The sequence below is a fragment of the Pseudarthrobacter sp. BIM B-2242 genome (assembly GCF_014764445.1).
Lineage (GTDB): Bacteria > Actinomycetota > Actinomycetes > Actinomycetales > Micrococcaceae > Arthrobacter > Arthrobacter luteus_A.
In genome coordinates, this window is sequence record NZ_CP061722.1 from 85,866 (window position 1) to 101,942 (window position 16,077).

Here is a 16,077-nt window from a genome sequence, read left to right on the forward strand (position 1 = left end):
CCGGTCAGGCCGCCTTCACGACCAGCAGCTCGCCCCATTCGGTGGTGTACCGCGGTGACAGCGCCTGGCGCTTCATCCCCCAGTCCGGGGCCTCGACCATGCCGGCGATGCCCAGCCCAATGGATGAGGTTCCGTAGCGGTCCATGACGGCTCCGAGCAGGGCTCCGATGCGCTTCTCCTCGTGAGCGGTGGCGAATGCGGGCAGCTGCGGGGCGGCGCCGGCCGGTGACAGGTCAGTGAGCATAACCCCGGCCCGGGCGTACGGAACGCCGTCGACCAAGCGGCCTTCCAGCGCCCCTGTGGCGGCCCTGGTGAGGATGACCGGGTCTGCGGTGGGTGCCGAGAGTTTCACGGTCGCAGAGGGGAAGGAAGTGGCCGTCGGGTTGAAGTGGGAGGTGCCGGCGAAGCAGGTCATGAGCTTCGCCTGCTGGCTGTCCTTGGCCAGGCGGATCGCCGCCTGCTGCGCGTAGATGGCCATCACCTCATGCATCCTGGCCGTGGTGGTCACCGGCTTCGAGAAGGACCGGGAGAAGATCAGCTGCTGTTTGGTGGCTATCTCAGTCTCGAGCGGGATGCACGGTACCTCGTTGAGCTCCAGGATGGTCCGCTGCATCAGTACCGAGAACCGCTTCCGCATGGCCACCGGATCCGCGGCCTTCAGGTCGGCGATCGTGAAGATTCCTATGCCGTTGAGCCGTTTGCCGAGCCGGCCGGCGATGCCCCAGATCCCGGTGACCGGCACCCTGGACATAATGTGGTCGCGGTGTGCTGCCGGCAGGGTGTCGTAGCTGCAGACTCCGCCGAGGGCGGGGTTCTGTTTGGCGACCCGGTTCACGAATTTGGCAAGGGTCTTGGTCGGTGCGATGCCCACACAGACCGGCAGCCCCACGTGCCTTGCCACCGCGGATTTGATCTCCCGACCGATGGTCTCCAGCTCCTCCGGGGTACCCCGAAGCAGCCCGAAGGCCTCATCCACTGAGTACACTTCGACCTGGTGGGTGTACCTGCTAATCAGCGCCATTACACGACTGGAAAGATCCCCATAGAGCTCGTAGTTCGAGCTGCGGTGGACCAACCCGGTGCGCTTGGCGTCGGCCGCCAGCTTGAACCAGGGGTCCCCGTTTTCGATGCCCAGGGCCTTGGCTTCGTTGGACCTGGCAACCACGCAACCGTCGTTGTTGCTGAGGACTACGACCGGCCGATTTTCCAGCTTCGGGTCGAAGGCACGCTCGCACGAGACATAGAAGCTGTTGACGTCGATCAGAGCCGTCCGCTCCACCCTCCCGTTGTCCAGGTTCTTCATGGAGCGTACCCACAGTGGACGGACAGTAAACTTTCAGGGTTCAACTACTTTTCACCACCTTGGGGGATTCCTTGAAGAAGCTCGTCGCTATTGTCCTGGCCGCATCCGGCCTGCTCGCCATGACCGGTTGCGGCGCCCCGCAGCTGTCCACGTCGGAGACATGCGTGGAGCTTCGAGCGATCACCAAGGGCATGCCCGATGACCCGTCGGACGAGGAGACCAAGGCCGCCCTGGAGGACATGGAGAAGCTGGCTGGCCGCGCCTCGGACACCCTGAAGGGCGTCATCAAGGACGTGGCCTTCGCGAACCTGGAGCGGATGAAGCCGGTCGAGGAGCAGGACGAAGCCGCGATCGACGAGGCGCAGGAGCGCATTGACGCCAAGTCGGAGACCATGGAAGCAGCCTGCGAGGGCGACCTGTAGGCCTGACCGCTAGACATGGTGCAGGCAGCGGGTGACGACGCCCCAGATGGTCAGCTCGGCCAGCTCCGGGACGACGATGTCGGGGTAGTCGGGGTTCTCGGCTGCGAGCCTGACCTGGTGGTGTCCGAGCCGGAGCCGCTTGATGGTCAGCTCGCCGTCGATGATGGCGACGACGACGTTGCCGTCAGCCGGGGTGAGTGACCGGTCTACGACGAGCTCGTCGCCGTCGGAGATGCCGGCGCCGGTCATGGAGTGTCCTGAGACCCGGACCAGGAAGGTGCTGGTCACGTCCTTGATGAGGTGGGCGTTGAGGTCGACCCGGGTCGTCGCGTAGTCCTGGGCCGGGCTCGGGAAGCCGGCCGGAACCGCGATCGGACTGTAGAGGGGGCCGGCCAGGGCTGATTCCAGGACGTCCAGGACGGAGACAACGACGGTACTCATCAGCCACTCCTTTCGAAACTATGTTCTCCACAGGTTTGTCCACATGTGAACATCTCTTCGAATTAAAACTATACGCGGAAGCATGCGTAGAAGCTCCCGCGGGAGCCTTCCGATGACGGAGGTCACCCGTTCCGCACACATTCCCGCCATGACTCAACAACTCACGGTCGGGCAGCTCATCGCCGCCCTTGAAGCCATTCCGGGGAACCCCCTGGTGATCATCGCCGGCTTCGGCGCAGCAGACGCACCGGGCGACCTCTACCGGCACCGGTCCCACATCAACGACGTCGGCATCGAAGTGGTCTACAACCGGATGAACTGGAAGACCGTGGAGCGGTTCACTGCGATCCTGCGCATGCATGCCTCGCAGCCGGTCACCATGTGCAACCCGAACCCGGCCACCCTGGATTCACTGGCGTGGATCCTTCCGCGCGAATCCCCCAGGCCTACGTTCTGGGCGGTGACCGGTGTCCGCTCCTTCTCCGGCCATGCCGTCATCGAAGCCGAGGACGTCGCACCGGTCCAGGGACCTTCCCTCCAGCGAATCAGCGACGAAGAGGTACTGCGCCGCAGCCTCCAACTCGCTCACCCCGGAGAGTCAGCCGATCTGGACCCGCAGACGAAGGCGAACCAGCGGCTGATCCGAAACCTGCCCACAGGCAGGGACAGGACGAGGCTCGAGCTGGAGTCCGCACGGGCCGAGATCCGGAGGTTGCAGGGTGAAATCCCGCTGCTCGAAGCGCAGGCGGCCAGCCTCGACTATCTGCTCGGCATCACGAACACCGCCCCGGAGCCGCTTCCCCGGTAGGGCAGTGCGCGCCCCGGCCGGTGACAGCGGCAGGGTTTCCCGTACACATGGTGGCCATGCTTATCGCCGATCTTCTCTACATGTACGGGCTCTGGCTATTCGCCACCGCCCTGTTCGTCTGGCTGGCCACCATCCTGTACCGGCTCTCCCGGAACACCTTCGGCCCGGTCCCGGAAGCCCCTGCCAGGCCGACGGCAGCAGCCGTTGTGAACCTGCCGCCGCAGCCCACCCGCAAGCCGCGCGTTCCCCTGACCCGCGCTGCGTAGCCGGTGAGTGCGGCCGGGATCTCCGTACACATAGGGCCCATGACAACGACCCTGACCCGTCCCCGCCGCCCTCAAGCCTTGCCCCTGACCGTTGAGACCACCCAGGTCTGGGGTGCGCTCCTGTCCTCCTACTCCGAGGACACCGGCTCCATCTCCGTCTGGTCCACCGAGGACGGCGCGCTCCGCTATGCCGAGCGAGTCCTTGACGCCCAGCCCGGGATCGAATTCGAGCTGATGACCTGCACAGGCAATGGCCCCTGGCGCTCTGTCGCCGACGGACTGGGTATCCGCGAAACGATCGCCCGCCGCTGGTCAGCATGAAACGGAACGCCGTCGGCATCGCCCTGCTTTTCGTGACCGTGCTGACCGGATGTGCCGGACCAGTCGGGGCCTCCCAGGAGCCGGCCACTCCCCCAGCAGAAGAAGCCAGCATCCCTCTGAGGGACGACGTCACTGCGTACATCACCAAGGAACGGGTCGAGGGCACCGAACTGCTCTGCCGCACCCAGGGCAACTACGGCTCCACCTCCTGCAACTGGGAGCTATGGAACAAGACCCGGGAGGTCCAGAAGTGAGCGGAACCGACCGGGACCGCCGCGGCCGGCCGCACTCGAACAAGCTCTGCCCCGAGTCCGCCAACGGCGGCTGCATCTACTGCCGCACCGGGGACCAGAAGCCATCACTCCGGCGCCGCGCCCGCCGCGCCGGGAAGCGACTCACCCGCTCAGAGGACCGCAGTTGACCTACGACAAACTGCTGGTCGCCACCAGCCCCGCCTGGGTGGCCGAAGACCTGCGGGCCGCCGGCACCATCGAGGTCGGACACACCATCGGCCTGGACGCCCCGGCACTGGATGGAAGCACCGCGCTCTGGTGCTCCTGGACCTGGGCAATGCGCCTGGCCAGGACCGGAATCCAGCACCCCTTCCTCTCCCCCGGACCCGACTGGCTGACCCGGGTCCCGGAAGAGTTCCTGCGCCGGAAGGTGTGGGCCGGCCGCGTGGGCGACATGCCGTACCAGGGCATCGAGCCGACGTTCTACAAGCTGGCTGAGCACAAGCACTCGGGCATCCCGGCAGGGCTTCACATCGGCCGCGGACACTTTCAGCGCCTGGTCGGCAGAACGTTCGACTTCGCCCCCGACTACCAGGACCTGCACTATGTCGGCTCCGAACGGATGGCCTACGCCCGGGAGTACCGCTGCTTCATCACCCACGGGAAGGTCACCGCCTCGTCCTTCTACCTGTCCACCGTCCCGGGCATCCACGGCACCGACGTCACCATCACCTGGGACGCCTTCGAGCCGGACCGCTGCCCTGAATCTTCGGCAGCAGCCGCGTTCGCCGAAGAGGTTGTGGAGGTTATGGGTGCGGACCAGCCGCCCGGCTATGTGCTGGACGTCGGCGAGGACACCCAGGGTAACTGGTCAGTGATCGAGGCCAACGCCGCGTGGAGCAGCAACATCTACCACGCAGCCCCGGCCACCGGTGTCGTCGAATCCATCCTGGCCAGCCAGGAACCAGGCCACCCGGAATGGGACTGGGCGCCGGACACCCTGTTCCTGAACCGTGCCCGGCCTCTGCCTTCGCGGTGAACCGCGCGCCGGCTGTCGGGAAGCTACGGAAAGTGCTCCGCACACATTAACTTTGGAACTGCACGACATACCTGCACGTCAGGAGCGTGCAACCAGCTAGGTTGGGGGCTTCCGCTGGGGCAGCCCCTTCTGTCGAACTCACATTGGGGGACCCTTGAACATTCCGCGCAACAGAGCGCTTGCACTTTCCGGTCTGCTGGCCGTCCTGGCCCTGACGGTCTCGGGCTGCCAGGTGGCGCCGAATCCGAATCCAGTCGGTGCACAGGCGCCAGCACCTACGTCCGCGGCTAAAGTGCCCGCCTCAAGCCTGGATCCGGCGACCGTCGAACTCGGGGAACTCTGGGTCAACAAGCTTGGCAATGACCCGGCACTCGCCACTTCAGCCGCAGAGGTCGGGAACAAGGTTCTCAACATTGTGTTCGACCAGTTCCCGCAGTACACCGTGGGAGGCTTCACCCCGACGCAGGCCGACTTCGACCAGGTTATTGCTGCCGCCAAACCCATTATGACGCCCGACGCCATCCAAACCCTGGAATCGGACTGGGCGAGCAAGAAGAGCATCCCTACCCTGACGAGCGGCCGCACGGACAGGGACGGGAACTTCAGCCAGACCTACGTCACGGAGGCCGGGGAGAGCTGCACCGATTCAGACCAGCCATATGAGGTGAAGCCGGTCCACAATGTTCTCCTCACACTTACCGATGAGAACCAGATCGAAGTCCCATCCTTCATGTCCAACGTCAGCGTCAGGTCCCACTGCAAAGAGGGTGGCATGCTCCAGGGACAGATGCAGTTGTGGTTCACCCTTGTACAGGAAAACGGCACCTGGCTCGTGAGCCGGGCGCCTCAGGTCAAGCCGGCCGCGCCTTTCGAGATGGTGACCGAGGCTAACCGGCTGGAGTGGTAAACAGGGATCTCCGCACACATTAGGTTGGACAGGGACACCTGTCATTCACTCGACCAGGATGGGGAACACTATGAGCAGCGACACCACTGAAGCCGGAGAAGTCATCGGCAACGACATCGTCAGCCTGACCTGCGTCTGCGGCAACGCCGCCGACGGTGAGGGCATGATCGCCGCCAACGCGGACGGCTTCCCGGTCTACATCGAGGAAGGCGAGGTCCCCGAGGGCCTGGCTGAATGGCCCGAGGACGACGACATCCACACCCTCTGCCCCTCCTGCGGCCGCCTCTACCGCAACGCCGACATTGAGCGCGACGGAGAAGCACCGGTCATCGACACCCTGGACGTCGAGAAAGGCCCAATCGCCGAGGCCATCAAGATCCACTGGTCCCTCGGGTAGGCGTCCAGGAGAAGGCCACCTCAGCTGATCGAAGCCAGGAGCCCTTCCAAAAACAGAGCGACAGGGCCATGATCGTTGAGCATGGACGAAAAGGTATTCCTGGCTGCCGCTACGACCAATGTGTCGCTCACTGCAGAGCAGTTGGAGGCACTGGACGAGCATGGGTGGAAGGCAGTGCACAACCCAGAAGAAGACTCCCCTGGGAGCCTGCTTTTACGACAAGTCCAAAGCGAAGACGACGCTGTCGTCCAGTTTGCTGATTTGATTCAAGACGTACGGCTGTCACACCTACTCGGCATCGCAACGACACCCTATCTTGAAAATCCCCTGCAAGCTTCGGATCAAAGACCATCTCCCATACAAGCTACGGCCTATCTGGACGACCCCTTAAATGCTGACGCCACAATTGGAAAGTCAAGCAACTCGGCAAAGTCCGGTGATCCAGCGACAAAGTCACCGAAAACACCCGAAGATCCCCCTAAAGAGGCTGCTCAAAAAGCGGAGCCTTTCCCTGCCATCCCGGAATATCTCTGGAAGACGCTCAAGCCCGATAACCAGGATGAGCTCGCTAAGAAACTTGTCGAGTACGCCATCAACCGGGCGGACATTGCGGCATACGGCAGTGGCTTTGACGATGCAGCCCTTTTCGCCCACCTGGAACTCAGCGAACGGTCAGGCTTGGCTAAAAAGGTTATTGAGCAGAAGCATGGCATGGCGGCTGAACAGGTTAAGCGCGAGGATCTGGTGAACGAATTCCAGACCGAGCGGGTCAACCTCATGAAGTCGGCGGTCCTTACCGCGGGTGAAGTGAACCTGCACCTTGCGAAGTGGCGGGAGCTTTCCGGCAATGTCTGGCCGCTGCTGCGAGTGTCCTCAATCATCGCCGGTGTGTTTGTGCTGGTCTCGTTCGCATTAGTTTTCGTCGGCCGCATCAGCGGCTGGGAGCTGGCCGTACTGGCCTTCGTTTTTGCGCTGATGGCCGTTTCGCCAGCGACCCTCCTGCTCATCGGCCGGCCCTTGAAGGGCTTGGACGAGTGGAGCCCGAGCAAGCAGGAGAAGAAGGCCGATGAAGCTGCGAAGGATGAGCCTGCGAAGGACAAGGCGAAACCTGAAAAGTAGGCTCCCTGTGCCCTCCTGTATCTTTTGCTGAGACGGCCCGGTCCCGAGGAGCCGGACGCACAGCTCCGCACACATGGACGGCATGGCAAACCTTCACGCTGACCTGACCGAACTCCTCGCCCGGCACCGACACTCCGAGGTCCCGGAAGTCCAGGACCTCCTGCGGGATCTGGACCTCATCCTCGATGCCGCCCCGGCCCCGGTGTACCAGTACCGCAATCACCCCCGTTGGGACGACACCTGGATGGACCTGGACGAACCTCAGGTCGGTGCCGTGCTGAAGCATGGCCACGTCGTCGAACGCCGCCACGCGATCCTCGAAGACTGGGAAGCCGTGACGGAGGTGCCGGCATGATCTGGGATGAGGCATCGCGTGCGGCTACGAAGGCGGACGGCATCCTTCCGATGTTCCCGGTTGATACCGACGCGCCGCGGCCTGCCATACCGCACTCGGAACGGATCTTCGCCGCGTCCAAGGACCTCCACGACGCCTACGCCCGCGGGGAAGAGTGGACGAAAGTCATGCCCCTTCACGAGGCCTACGTCATCTTCTTCCTGGAGACGGTCAGCGACGCCATCAGTGCACTCTGCGACCGGTGGAACGACGCCGGGCGTCCCGGCAAATTTCCGGACTCCCTGGCAGTCCAGGAAGAGCTGAAGCGGATCATCTGTCTGGAGGACCGGCAGTGAGCAAGACACCGGGTACCGACCCGCTGGGCGCCCTGCACGCCGCGATGACCTTCTCATCGATGGACTGGGGTGCCTCCCAGGACACCGCGTGGATCTACGGCATCGCCGTCGGCTGGGACGGGCCCGCCATGGCCGAGCTGGCCAAGAAGCACAACTGGTCGGATCAGAAGGTCAAGAACCTGAGAAAGCTGCGCCGCTACTACCGTGCAGCCGAACTGGCTGAAGAGCGCCGTCGCGCCTAAAGCCGCCAGGCCGGGGAGGCCGGCCGGACAGTCCGTACACATGAGGGTCATGAAATTCCTTGTTGCCCTCGAAAACGTCCTCGCCGGCGCCGCCGGCCTCATGATCCAGCGCACTGCGATCCTCGCAGCCACCCTCCTCACGATGGCCATCGTCTTCTCCGCCAACAGCCTGGCCACTGCCGCTGCGGTCGTCACCTGGCTTGCCCTGTTCCCCATGACCGTCGCGGTCGCCAGCCTCGCCGCAGGAATGCGCCAGGAACTGCGGCCCAGTGCCTGACACGGCCCTGACCGTGATCGACCCGGCACCGAAGGAGCCGGAGCCCGTCCACGACGGCGTGTGGACCACCGAGGAGGAGCTGGATGCGCTGCCGCTGCTGGCCGTCATCCTCAACACCGACGGCAACCCCCACGCCTACCAGAAGCGCTGGTGCGTCATCGGCGGACAAAAGCTCGCCCGCTGGTTCTGCACCAGCGACACCGACTGGCCCGAGTCCTCCGAGCGGCTGCTGCGCGAGAACCGGACCTTCATCACTCTGTGGCTCCCGAAAGGGGCATCATGACCTCCGCCCGCCTCCTTGTCCTTGGTGACTCGCACCCGCCCGAGGCCGCCGCCAGACACCTGGCCTCCTCCGGCATGCTTCCCGTCGAGGCCGGCACCAGCAACCGCGTCCCCGAGACCATGGAGGGCACCGCCCTTTGGGTGGACACCTCGGGCGCCACCCGTCTCCTCAACGCCGGACTCGAGCTGCCGCTCCTCTCCCCCGGGTCTGCCTGGCTGTCCACCGTTCCCGGCTACCTGTTGGGGCGCCGTGTCCTCTGCACGACCCTTGGCCAGCTCCAGGAGAAGTGGAGGGGCCCTGGCCTGTTCCGGCTCGCCGAGCAACAGTACGCCGGCCTGGGCTTCCCCACCTTCCACGCTGACCCGGCCACCTTTGTCGCCGCTGCCGGCAAGTACCACTACCGGGCACTGGATCTCGTTGCTGAGCTGAACGTCGTCGTCTCGGCGCCGGTGGACTACGTCGACGAGTACCGTGTCTTCGTCGCCGACGGGGAGATCTCGGCCTCCACCCGCGTGGACACCCGGCTGCGGCCTGGAAAGCGCACCGATGCCTATGAGGGTGACGAGGAGGACCGCACGGCCGCCGCCCTGCACTTCGCCCAGATAGTTTTGGACGCCACCGTCTGGCACCAGCCGCCGGGCTTCCGGATCGACGTTGGGCTCACCGCGGACGGTTCATGGCAGCTGATCAGCGCCGGCCCGTCCTGGGCCGCCCAGTTCCATCTGGCGAACCCTTCCGGGGTTTTGGCCTCCGTGCTGTCTGGCCAGGCACCCGACTACGACCACTGGAAATGGGTTCCGGACGAGCTGTTCCAGCAGCGCATTTTCAGGGCCTGGCCGGCTGCCTGATGGCGGTCTTCAAGCACCCCCCCCCTTTCAGGGTCCTGACCGACCTCCAAACCTGCCCTCCGGGGCACCTCGAATCCGGTCCCTGAAAGGGGTCATTTCGGATCCCGGGAACGGCCCCTTCCAGTACCTCACATCACGTCCTCGAAAGGACCCCGAAATGGTGAATTCCATGACCCTTGCAGGCATGCTTCCAGGCTCCCCGATCGGGTCCCTGGAGGACCTCAAATCCCTCCCGGAGCACTCGGTTGTGCTGCGCCGTTCAGGCGCCCAGCCGTACTTCCGGACCGCCTGGACCCTGAGCATCCTGGACGGCGAAACACGGTACTGGACCTCCTCATCCTGGCGTGCCCAGCACTCCGATGAGGATATGTTCAACGACGCGATGGAGACGATGACCGTCCTCTACCGGCCCCGCGAAGAGTTCGCCGTCGGCCTCCTGGACGGCAATGGAATGCTCGTTTCGGCACCCCCGCTGACACCCGCGGGGACCCTGGCGGACGCCAAAAAGGCAGCTTCGCTCCTCGCGGCGAAGGACCCGATGGCTGTGATTATCCAGCAGATCGACCCGGGACCCTGGGTCGTTTTCGAAGGAAACTGACCCCGGGACCACCCCAGGCACAGTCCACAACGCCTCCGGCGCACTATTCGGTGCCGGGGGCGTTTTTGCGTCTGCACGCCCAAAACGGCGTTTTTCACTGTTTTTCGGCCCTGAAGGCGGGTTCATGACCGACCTGACCGACCAGTGACCGACCCAATGACCACCCCTGCTTCCCAGTGCTGGCGCGGAATTTGGGCGATGGGCGACCAAACCGACCAGTGGGAGGTATGCCTATAGGAGAGAAGGTGAGTAACGGGGAAGTACGAGGATCCCTATGTGTAGTAGTAGTTAAGTGATCGGTTTGATCGGTCATATATATATAAAGGGGCCTCCTTCCCAGTGCTGGCGCGGATTTTTATGGGCGACCAGGTGGTCGCCATCTGGTCGCCATGGTCGCCATCGGGTCGGTCACGCTTTTTCGGCCTATTTCGGCCGCTTCCGCCGGTGAGCCGGCTTCAAGGCTCCGCACACATGGTCCTGCATGGACCACGACGCAATCATCGCCACCACCGGAATCAGCCGTGCCGACATCGACACGACCGTCCAGCTAACCCGAGCGCTCGAACAAACCGGGGATCAGGTGACGGCTTATAGTTTCCCGGTCGAGGACCTCGCCATCACCATCGAAGACCTGTCCCTTCGCTTGGCCAGAATCAGCTCCCTCATTGCTCCGCACCTCAAAGACGGTGGTGCCAACGGGAGGCTCGCCACCTCCATCGCGTCCATCATCAACCCCTCGCCGGCGTCCGCCATTGACGTCGTCAACAGGGGCATCAATCCGGACCTGCAGGGGACTCTTTCCACCGGTGAAGAACGGATCTACGGACACCCCGATTTGCGCCTCGTCAGCTACCTCGCAATCGACTTCGAAACCCTCTCCAAAACCTTCCTCCGGTACCTGGTCCACATGCCCTCCGAAACTGTCGTCAGCCTCGGCGAAAAAGACAGCATCATCACTGCGGCGACCGCCTTCGAAGCGACCCTTTCGGTAGGCTAGGCACGACCCACCCGAACACCCCTTTCAGGGGCGATGCATTGCCGTGCGCGTTTTCCTGCCGCGCCGCACACATGCGGTCATGACACGTTGCAGCAGCAGGCCCGAGAGGATCCACCCGTGACCGCCGAAGTTTTCACTTTCCCCACCACCGGCCAGCTTCGCGCCATCGTCGAGCACGACGTCCCGGCACCGGTCCGGATCCTGCCCACCCGCTCGGCCGACGCCCCGCTGCACGAGATCCTCCGCAAGGCTGTTGTTGCCCACCGCGCCGGCGAAGCCCGCGAACGCGGATCGTTCGCGCACCGCCACCACCTCGCCATCGCCCACACCTACCTGGACGCCGCAGCCATCCTTGCCGGCAACCCCGACGCCGCCCAGGAAATGGCACAGTGCCTGGACGCCTCCGTCTACGACATCCGTGCCCTGTCCCGCATCGCCCGCGACTCCGGCGGACCCCACACTGCCTGACCCTGCGGTGAGTCCCGCCCGTCCCTCCGCACACATGAGCGGCATGACCTCCGTGAACACCATCCTCGAGTCCGTCGGCATCGATCACCCCACCCTCGCTGCCCAGGTGAAGAGCCTCCGAAGCCCTTCAGATGCCAGCCTGGTTCCTGCCGGCCACTACCCGGTGGAAGTGCTCGCCTGCGCAGTCGAGCAGCTGGCCAGCCGCCTTGCAGGAATTGCAGGGTACGCCGAGGGTGAGTTCGAGGACTACTACGTCGGTGGCACCTGCATGGAGGTCTTCGATAAGGCCACCGGCAGGGCCGACAAGGATCCGCTCGAGGCCGTTCTGACCCACCTCGGCCTGGACGCAGAGCAGTCGCTCCTCACCAGCTCCCCGGTCTTCGGCCACCCTGAGCTCCGCTGCGTCAACCACACCGTTCTGGACCACGGCCAGGGAACATTCACACTGACCAGCTATCTGGTCGAGGTCCATACCGGTGACGTCACCCCCGTTCCCGGCGGCCCGATGGTCTCGGCTGCAGTCCCCGCCTAACCCCGACAGTCCCGATCTCCATGCCTTCCAGCCCTTCCGCCCTTGCACCGACCGATCTTGCTGTCTGCGACTGCACCATGGCCGCCGCACCCCACCAGCACGGCGAACGGGGCATGTACAACTACCACCGGTGCAGGTGCACGCCCTGCGGGGACGCAAACCGTGAGTACAACCGGCGGTCCAACCAGCACCGGAAGCGCCGGGAAATGGTGGACGCCGACCTGGTCCGGGCCCGCATTGCCAAGCTTCGGGAATCAGGGCTGACCGTGGCCGAGATCGCAGACCTCTGTGCCGTGAATGCCAAGGTGATCGAATTCGCCATCAAAGGCCGCAACGGCAAGCTTCCCAAGACGGTTCAGGCCAGCACCTTCCGCGCGCTGAACGCGATCAGCTTCAAAGACATCGCCTCGCTTCAGAAGCCCGGCGGCCGAAAAGTCGACGGCACGGTCCCGCGCCTCCAGGTCCAGTCCCTGCACAGCTTCGGCTGGTGCGGCAGCGAGATCGCATCACGCATCGGTTTCACCGCTTCAACGATCAGCTCGCTGCTCGCCGGCAACGGCATCACCGAGGAAGTCCGCGCCGGCATCGACCGCCTCTACACGCAGTTTCACGGAACCACGCCGCCTCTCGACACCCCGGCCCAGCGTGCCAGGGCCACCGTCGCCAGGAACAGGGCACTGGCCAACGGCTGGACCGCCGACACCGCCACCGACTACGAGTACGCCCGGTACTCCCGCGCCCACTGACCGACACTCGAACTGCCGAAACCGCACAGATGACCTCCACACCTTCACGCCCCTCCGCCACCGACGAGACCGACCTCGCTGTCTGCAACTGCCGCAAGGCAAGCCACAACCACGGGACCCGGGACATGTACGGCTACCACCGGTGCCGTTGCCTCCCCTGCCGCGCAGCGAACCGTGACTACTTCCGCAGTACGGCCCACCTGACCCGGACCCTGGAATGGGCCGACGCAGAGCCGGTACGGCAGCGCCTCCTCCAGCTGCGCGAAGCCGGCCTGACCTTCCAGGCCATCTCCGACCTGAGCGGGCTCCAGATCACGGCGCTCAAGACCGTCCTCAAGGGACCTAACGGCAGGACCGTCAAAAGGGTCCTCGCCAGCACCGCCGACGCCATCAACGCTGTCAGCTACAAGGACATCGCAGCGTACAGCCCCACCGACAAGACCCGGATCGAGGGCTCGGTGGCGCGCCTGCAGACCATGGCCCTCCAGGCCGCCGGCTGGTGCTCCGAGGACCTTGCCGAGCGCAGTGGGGTGGGCAAGCAGACCTTCAACCGGCTGTTGCGAGGCCTGGGCACCACCGAGGAGATGCGCCGGCAGATCGACGCCCTCTACCAGGAGCTCCGGTGGACCGACCCTCCCCAGGACACCCCGCTCCAGCGGACGCGAGTCCGCCGGGCTCTGCGCCGCGCGGCAGAAAACGGCTGGACCACCACCATGGTGGAGGACGCCGAGTACGGCGAGTACGACGAGGAGGCAGCCTGAGCGGTGAGCGGGACGCCCGGCGCCTTACACATGAGGCCCATGACCACGACTCCCGAAACCACCACTGACGCACCTCCCGCCACCTGCGACCGGGTCCGCGACCTGATGGCTGATGACCCCGAGTACGCCGGCAAGGTCATCCTGACCTGCGACAAGCCCCTCGGCCACGACCGGCGCGGCCCCCACCGGATGCGCAACGCCGAAGGCAAGACCACCTGCACCTGGTGGGGCGCGGCCGACAATGACTGAAGCAGGCCGCGGCAAGGTGTTTGGGTTGCCTGCCCCGACATCGGAGGAGGTCGTGCAGGCCAGGCTCGCCCGGACATTCCTCGAAGCCAATCTCTGCACCGCGGTCCGTGACCTGTTCGCCGGCGACCCGGTGCGCGAAGGGACTGTCATCCAGACCTGCGTGTTGACCTATCACAACGACAGCCGCGCCCATCGGATGACCAACCCGGACGGGAGCAACACCACATGGCGGAGCTGACAGACCTGGACCGGGAATGCCTGGAGTTCCAGGAAGGATTCCTCAGCGGCCTGATTGCTGCCACGCGCAGCCAGCCCGAGCATCTGACCCGGTACTCCTTCCGCTACGCCAGTGTCCTGGCCCTGCTCGGCCGCGTCAGCGAGCACAGCTACTGCGCCACCATCGCCAACGTCGCCTCGACCTTCATTGGACGCTCCGCGGTCCAGGCCTGGTACGGGCTGCCCATCGGTGAACGGCTGCGCCTTGGCCCCGGCGGCCGTACCCGCTGGCAGCAAGCCCACACCGACGGCCTGTTCCAGGACGCCGACAAGGAGCTGAGCCGCATCGACCAGCTCGCGGCCAACTATCGGAACGACCTCTCAACCCACTTCGACGCGGCCGGCCGGCGCCGGTAATCAGCCGTCACCCTCCCAAGCCCCAACACCAGACAAGGACCTGACCATGGCCACACGCCGCACAGCCCCCTCGACACCCGACATGCTCGGGCAGGACGTCAGCCCCGGCGACGCCGTGGCCATTGCCGTGAGCACCGCCTACGGCTCCCGCGCCGCCGAACAGCGCCTCTTGCGCGTTGAGAAGATTTACCTGGACGACACTTCCGGCGAGCCCTACGGCTCATCGCTCGTCTGCTTCCGCGACCCGACCACCGGGCACCTGTACCAGACCGCCCCGGACGTCTACCCCGCGTCCCGCAAGGTCACGGACTGGAAGACGGGATTGCCGGTCGACGGCAGCGCCTGGGTTCCCACGGTCGTGGCCAACCCGCACGCGCTCGGGTACGGATACACCGGAGCCTACGAGGTCGTCTACCGCCCGGAGGCCCGCGTTGTCGGCTCCACCATCGACCGGCAGGGCACGCACACCACCGTTGGGCGTACCAGGAACACCTACATGACCAGTGCAATGGTCAAAATCGACGAGGCGGCCCTGGCAAGCGCCGGTGAGCAGGCCTGACGGCGCCGCACACATGACGCCCATGGAACAGACCACTGACCCGCGCGTCACCGCAATCCAGAACCACAACAAGACCCTGAAATTCGTCGGAGCCGGCACAATCGCCGACATCCTCGACGCCGCCCAGGCCACCGGAGCGCTGTCGATCAAGCACGACGCCCCGTCCACCGGCTCGATCCCGACCTTCCACCCTGTCCTCGTTGGCGCCGCGGCTTAGCCATGTCTGAGACCACGTCCACCCCTGACCCGCGGGTCCAGGCAGCAACCCAGGCCCTGCACTCCTTGAACTCCGGCGACAGCCTCGCCGGCCAGGCCGCAGCCCTGGTTGCCGCCATCGACGCCGCCGACGACCGCGTCCGGCTGACCCTGCCGCAGTTCCACGACATCAAGGCGGAGACGGTCAGCAACCTGAGCATCGACCTGCACTCCCGCTTCGGAGGGGACCCCGCCGCCGCTGAGGTCCTGGCCTTCATCGAAGAGCAGCGCGCCCTGTACGGCGACCGGTACATCGAACCCGCCGACCACGAGGAGGCCATGGCCTCCCTGATCCGGGAGCGGCTCGCCCTGTCCCTGCGGTCCACCGCCGACAGGTTCGACGCCGCCTCGCTGCAAGACATCACCGAAGGCTTCGACTTCGAACACGGCATGGCCCCGCGCACCCTGCGCAAGGTCATCCAGGGCTGCGCCGACTGGCTCCGCACCAGCGCCCAAGACCTGGAAGCCAACCCCCGGCGCCCGTACCGCCGGGTGGACACCCGCGCCGTCATTGACGAGGACCGCCACACCGCTGTCCTGGGTGTCATCGGACGCCTGGTCCGCCGCTCCCGCGCTCTCGCCGAGCGAGACGGCCGGACCACCTCCCCGTTCATCCTGACCGACATGCTCGTCGAAGAACTCGACCGCGTCGGCGCCAGCGTTAAGGCAGGCTCCTGATGGGC

The 16,077-nt window shown here is 65.2% G+C and carries 30 protein-coding genes; 28 read left to right on the forward strand and 2 right to left on the reverse strand.

The window, feature by feature from the left end; translation table 11 throughout:
- Nucleotides 1-4: 4 nt before the first annotated feature.
- Nucleotides 5-1,303: a Y-family DNA polymerase gene (locus IDT60_RS20700; protein ID WP_191082398.1), complete on the reverse strand. Its 1,299-nt coding sequence runs from the start codon at nt 1,301-1,303 to the stop codon at nt 5-7.
- A gap of 71 nt (nt 1,304-1,374) precedes the next feature.
- On the opposite strand from IDT60_RS20700, the gene IDT60_RS20705 reads away from it, so the two are divergent.
- Nucleotides 1,375-1,725 (forward strand): hypothetical protein, encoded by a 351-nt coding sequence (locus IDT60_RS20705; protein WP_191082399.1) that lies wholly within the window; start codon nt 1,375-1,377, stop codon nt 1,723-1,725.
- Between the two features lie 9 nt (nt 1,726-1,734).
- On the opposite strand, the gene IDT60_RS20710 is transcribed toward IDT60_RS20705, so the two are convergent.
- Nucleotides 1,735-2,166, reverse strand: a complete 432-nt coding sequence (locus tag IDT60_RS20710) for a LexA family transcriptional regulator (protein WP_191082400.1) — start codon at nt 2,164-2,166, stop codon at nt 1,735-1,737.
- Nucleotides 2,167-2,314: 148 nt separating this feature from the next.
- On the opposite strand from IDT60_RS20710, the gene IDT60_RS20715 reads away from it, so the two are divergent.
- The 27 genes from IDT60_RS20715 (at nt 2,315) to IDT60_RS20845 (ending at nt 16,072) form a co-directional block, all read left to right on the forward strand.
- Nucleotides 2,315-2,974 carry a hypothetical protein gene (locus IDT60_RS20715; protein WP_191082401.1) on the forward strand — a complete coding sequence of 220 codons (660 nt, stop codon included), beginning with the start codon at nt 2,315-2,317 and terminating at the stop codon, nt 2,972-2,974.
- Nucleotides 2,975-3,030: 56 nt separating this feature from the next.
- Nucleotides 3,031-3,240 (forward strand): hypothetical protein, encoded by a 210-nt coding sequence (locus IDT60_RS20720; protein WP_223884061.1) that lies wholly within the window; start codon nt 3,031-3,033, stop codon nt 3,238-3,240.
- A gap of 39 nt (nt 3,241-3,279) precedes the next feature.
- Nucleotides 3,280-3,561: a hypothetical protein gene (locus IDT60_RS20725; protein ID WP_223884062.1), complete on the forward strand. Its 282-nt coding sequence runs from the start codon at nt 3,280-3,282 to the stop codon at nt 3,559-3,561.
- Nucleotides 3,558-3,815: a hypothetical protein gene (locus tag IDT60_RS20730; protein ID WP_191082402.1), complete on the forward strand. Its 258-nt coding sequence runs from the start codon at nt 3,558-3,560 to the stop codon at nt 3,813-3,815. Before IDT60_RS20725 ends, IDT60_RS20730 begins: the two co-directional genes overlap by 4 nt.
- The gene (locus tag IDT60_RS20735; protein ID WP_191082403.1) at nt 3,812-3,982 is read left to right on the forward strand and encodes a hypothetical protein; all 171 of its coding nucleotides are present in this window, start codon (nt 3,812-3,814) and stop codon (nt 3,980-3,982) included. The genes IDT60_RS20730 and IDT60_RS20735 overlap by 4 nt, the downstream gene beginning before the upstream one ends.
- Entirely contained in the window at nt 3,979-4,833 is an 855-nt protein-coding gene (locus IDT60_RS20740) for an ATP-grasp domain-containing protein (RefSeq protein WP_191082404.1), read from the forward strand. Before IDT60_RS20735 ends, IDT60_RS20740 begins: the two co-directional genes overlap by 4 nt.
- A 292-nt stretch (nt 4,834-5,125) precedes the next feature.
- Nucleotides 5,126-5,740 (forward strand): hypothetical protein, encoded by a 615-nt coding sequence (locus IDT60_RS20745; protein ID WP_223884063.1) that lies wholly within the window; start codon nt 5,126-5,128, stop codon nt 5,738-5,740.
- Nucleotides 5,741-5,810: 70 nt separating this feature from the next.
- Nucleotides 5,811-6,137, forward strand: a complete 327-nt coding sequence (locus IDT60_RS20750) for a hypothetical protein (protein WP_191082406.1) — start codon at nt 5,811-5,813, stop codon at nt 6,135-6,137.
- An 81-nt stretch (nt 6,138-6,218) separates the two neighbouring features.
- Nucleotides 6,219-7,256 carry a hypothetical protein gene (locus IDT60_RS20755; RefSeq protein WP_191082407.1) on the forward strand — a complete coding sequence of 346 codons (1,038 nt, stop codon included), beginning with the start codon at nt 6,219-6,221 and terminating at the stop codon, nt 7,254-7,256.
- A gap of 82 nt (nt 7,257-7,338) precedes the next feature.
- Complete coding sequence (locus tag IDT60_RS20760; protein WP_223884064.1) at nt 7,339-7,611, forward strand: hypothetical protein; 273 nt, start codon at nt 7,339-7,341, stop codon at nt 7,609-7,611.
- Nucleotides 7,608-7,946, forward strand: a complete 339-nt coding sequence (locus tag IDT60_RS20765) for a hypothetical protein (RefSeq protein ID WP_223884065.1) — start codon at nt 7,608-7,610, stop codon at nt 7,944-7,946. Before IDT60_RS20760 ends, IDT60_RS20765 begins: the two co-directional genes overlap by 4 nt.
- The gene (locus tag IDT60_RS20770) at nt 7,943-8,188 is read left to right on the forward strand and encodes a hypothetical protein (RefSeq protein WP_191082409.1); all 246 of its coding nucleotides are present in this window, start codon (nt 7,943-7,945) and stop codon (nt 8,186-8,188) included. Before IDT60_RS20765 ends, IDT60_RS20770 begins: the two co-directional genes overlap by 4 nt.
- A gap of 49 nt (nt 8,189-8,237) precedes the next feature.
- On the forward strand, nt 8,238-8,465 hold the full coding sequence (locus IDT60_RS20775) for a hypothetical protein (RefSeq protein ID WP_191082410.1): 228 nt from the start codon (nt 8,238-8,240) through the stop codon (nt 8,463-8,465).
- Nucleotides 8,458-8,748 carry a hypothetical protein gene (locus IDT60_RS20780; protein WP_191082411.1) on the forward strand — a complete coding sequence of 97 codons (291 nt, stop codon included), beginning with the start codon at nt 8,458-8,460 and terminating at the stop codon, nt 8,746-8,748. The genes IDT60_RS20775 and IDT60_RS20780 overlap by 8 nt, the downstream gene beginning before the upstream one ends.
- Nucleotides 8,745-9,596 carry an ATP-grasp domain-containing protein gene (locus IDT60_RS20785; protein ID WP_223884066.1) on the forward strand — a complete coding sequence of 284 codons (852 nt, stop codon included), beginning with the start codon at nt 8,745-8,747 and terminating at the stop codon, nt 9,594-9,596. Before IDT60_RS20780 ends, IDT60_RS20785 begins: the two co-directional genes overlap by 4 nt.
- Nucleotides 9,597-9,753: 157 nt before the next feature.
- Nucleotides 9,754-10,194: a hypothetical protein gene (locus IDT60_RS20790; protein ID WP_191082412.1), complete on the forward strand. Its 441-nt coding sequence runs from the start codon at nt 9,754-9,756 to the stop codon at nt 10,192-10,194.
- Between the two features lie 481 nt (nt 10,195-10,675).
- Nucleotides 10,676-11,191, forward strand: a complete 516-nt coding sequence (locus IDT60_RS20795; RefSeq protein WP_191082413.1) for a hypothetical protein — start codon at nt 10,676-10,678, stop codon at nt 11,189-11,191.
- Between the two features lie 117 nt (nt 11,192-11,308).
- On the forward strand, nt 11,309-11,659 hold the full coding sequence (locus tag IDT60_RS20800; RefSeq protein WP_191082414.1) for a hypothetical protein: 351 nt from the start codon (nt 11,309-11,311) through the stop codon (nt 11,657-11,659).
- 43 nt (nt 11,660-11,702) lie between these two features.
- Complete coding sequence (locus IDT60_RS20805; RefSeq protein ID WP_191082415.1) at nt 11,703-12,191, forward strand: hypothetical protein; 489 nt, start codon at nt 11,703-11,705, stop codon at nt 12,189-12,191.
- A gap of 20 nt (nt 12,192-12,211) precedes the next feature.
- Nucleotides 12,212-12,937: a hypothetical protein gene (locus tag IDT60_RS20810; RefSeq protein WP_191082416.1), complete on the forward strand. Its 726-nt coding sequence runs from the start codon at nt 12,212-12,214 to the stop codon at nt 12,935-12,937.
- A gap of 29 nt (nt 12,938-12,966) precedes the next feature.
- Entirely contained in the window at nt 12,967-13,698 is a 732-nt protein-coding gene (locus tag IDT60_RS20815) for a hypothetical protein (RefSeq protein ID WP_191082417.1), read from the forward strand.
- 39 nt (nt 13,699-13,737) lie between these two features.
- Complete coding sequence (locus IDT60_RS20820; protein ID WP_191082418.1) at nt 13,738-13,947, forward strand: hypothetical protein; 210 nt, start codon at nt 13,738-13,740, stop codon at nt 13,945-13,947.
- On the forward strand, nt 13,940-14,185 hold the full coding sequence (locus IDT60_RS20825) for a hypothetical protein (RefSeq protein ID WP_191082419.1): 246 nt from the start codon (nt 13,940-13,942) through the stop codon (nt 14,183-14,185). Before IDT60_RS20820 ends, IDT60_RS20825 begins: the two co-directional genes overlap by 8 nt.
- Complete coding sequence (locus tag IDT60_RS20830; RefSeq protein WP_191082420.1) at nt 14,173-14,580, forward strand: hypothetical protein; 408 nt, start codon at nt 14,173-14,175, stop codon at nt 14,578-14,580. The genes IDT60_RS20825 and IDT60_RS20830 overlap by 13 nt, the downstream gene beginning before the upstream one ends.
- A gap of 46 nt (nt 14,581-14,626) precedes the next feature.
- On the forward strand, nt 14,627-15,139 hold the full coding sequence (locus IDT60_RS20835; RefSeq protein ID WP_191082421.1) for a hypothetical protein: 513 nt from the start codon (nt 14,627-14,629) through the stop codon (nt 15,137-15,139).
- 22 nt (nt 15,140-15,161) lie between these two features.
- A complete protein-coding gene (locus IDT60_RS20840) occupies nt 15,162-15,356 on the forward strand; it encodes a hypothetical protein (protein ID WP_191082422.1) in 195 nt (64 codons plus the stop codon).
- A 2-nt stretch (nt 15,357-15,358) separates the two neighbouring features.
- Nucleotides 15,359-16,072: a hypothetical protein gene (locus IDT60_RS20845; protein WP_191082423.1), complete on the forward strand. Its 714-nt coding sequence runs from the start codon at nt 15,359-15,361 to the stop codon at nt 16,070-16,072.
- The last annotated feature ends 5 nt before the right edge of the window (nt 16,073-16,077 follow it).

What these genes read in the sequence shown, in the direction of transcription:
- IDT60_RS20830 (WP_191082420.1), top strand. Translation starts at nt 14,173, where the DNA reads ATGGCGGAGCTGACAGACCTGGACCGGGAATGCCTGGAGTTCCAGGAA.
- IDT60_RS20825 (WP_191082419.1), top strand. Translation starts at nt 13,940, where the DNA reads ATGACTGAAGCAGGCCGCGGCAAGGTGTTTGGGTTGCCTGCCCCGACA.
- IDT60_RS20795 (WP_191082413.1), top strand. Translation starts at nt 10,676, where the DNA reads ATGGACCACGACGCAATCATCGCCACCACCGGAATCAGCCGTGCCGAC.
- IDT60_RS20715 (WP_191082401.1), top strand. Translation starts at nt 2,315, where the DNA reads ATGACTCAACAACTCACGGTCGGGCAGCTCATCGCCGCCCTTGAAGCC.
- IDT60_RS20810 (WP_191082416.1), top strand. Translation starts at nt 12,212, where the DNA reads ATGCCTTCCAGCCCTTCCGCCCTTGCACCGACCGATCTTGCTGTCTGC.
- IDT60_RS20840 (WP_191082422.1), top strand. Translation starts at nt 15,162, where the DNA reads ATGGAACAGACCACTGACCCGCGCGTCACCGCAATCCAGAACCACAAC.
- IDT60_RS20775 (WP_191082410.1), top strand. Translation starts at nt 8,238, where the DNA reads ATGAAATTCCTTGTTGCCCTCGAAAACGTCCTCGCCGGCGCCGCCGGC.
- IDT60_RS20755 (WP_191082407.1), top strand. Translation starts at nt 6,219, where the DNA reads ATGGACGAAAAGGTATTCCTGGCTGCCGCTACGACCAATGTGTCGCTC.
- IDT60_RS20805 (WP_191082415.1), top strand. Translation starts at nt 11,703, where the DNA reads ATGACCTCCGTGAACACCATCCTCGAGTCCGTCGGCATCGATCACCCC.
- IDT60_RS20785 (WP_223884066.1), top strand. Translation starts at nt 8,745, where the DNA reads ATGACCTCCGCCCGCCTCCTTGTCCTTGGTGACTCGCACCCGCCCGAG.
- IDT60_RS20710 (WP_191082400.1), bottom strand. Translation starts at nt 2,166, where the DNA reads ATGAGTACCGTCGTTGTCTCCGTCCTGGACGTCCTGGAATCAGCCCTG.
- IDT60_RS20790 (WP_191082412.1), top strand. Translation starts at nt 9,754, where the DNA reads ATGGTGAATTCCATGACCCTTGCAGGCATGCTTCCAGGCTCCCCGATC.
- IDT60_RS20760 (WP_223884064.1), top strand. Translation starts at nt 7,339, where the DNA reads ATGGCAAACCTTCACGCTGACCTGACCGAACTCCTCGCCCGGCACCGA.
- IDT60_RS20720 (WP_223884061.1), top strand. Translation starts at nt 3,031, where the DNA reads ATGCTTATCGCCGATCTTCTCTACATGTACGGGCTCTGGCTATTCGCC.
- IDT60_RS20730 (WP_191082402.1), top strand. Translation starts at nt 3,558, where the DNA reads ATGAAACGGAACGCCGTCGGCATCGCCCTGCTTTTCGTGACCGTGCTG.
- IDT60_RS20700 (WP_191082398.1), bottom strand. Translation starts at nt 1,303, where the DNA reads ATGAAGAACCTGGACAACGGGAGGGTGGAGCGGACGGCTCTGATCGAC.
- IDT60_RS20835 (WP_191082421.1), top strand. Translation starts at nt 14,627, where the DNA reads ATGGCCACACGCCGCACAGCCCCCTCGACACCCGACATGCTCGGGCAG.
- IDT60_RS20820 (WP_191082418.1), top strand. Translation starts at nt 13,738, where the DNA reads ATGACCACGACTCCCGAAACCACCACTGACGCACCTCCCGCCACCTGC.
- IDT60_RS20845 (WP_191082423.1), top strand. Translation starts at nt 15,359, where the DNA reads ATGTCTGAGACCACGTCCACCCCTGACCCGCGGGTCCAGGCAGCAACC.
- IDT60_RS20815 (WP_191082417.1), top strand. Translation starts at nt 12,967, where the DNA reads ATGACCTCCACACCTTCACGCCCCTCCGCCACCGACGAGACCGACCTC.
- IDT60_RS20725 (WP_223884062.1), top strand. Translation starts at nt 3,280, where the DNA reads ATGACAACGACCCTGACCCGTCCCCGCCGCCCTCAAGCCTTGCCCCTG.
- IDT60_RS20765 (WP_223884065.1), top strand. Translation starts at nt 7,608, where the DNA reads ATGATCTGGGATGAGGCATCGCGTGCGGCTACGAAGGCGGACGGCATC.
- IDT60_RS20750 (WP_191082406.1), top strand. Translation starts at nt 5,811, where the DNA reads ATGAGCAGCGACACCACTGAAGCCGGAGAAGTCATCGGCAACGACATC.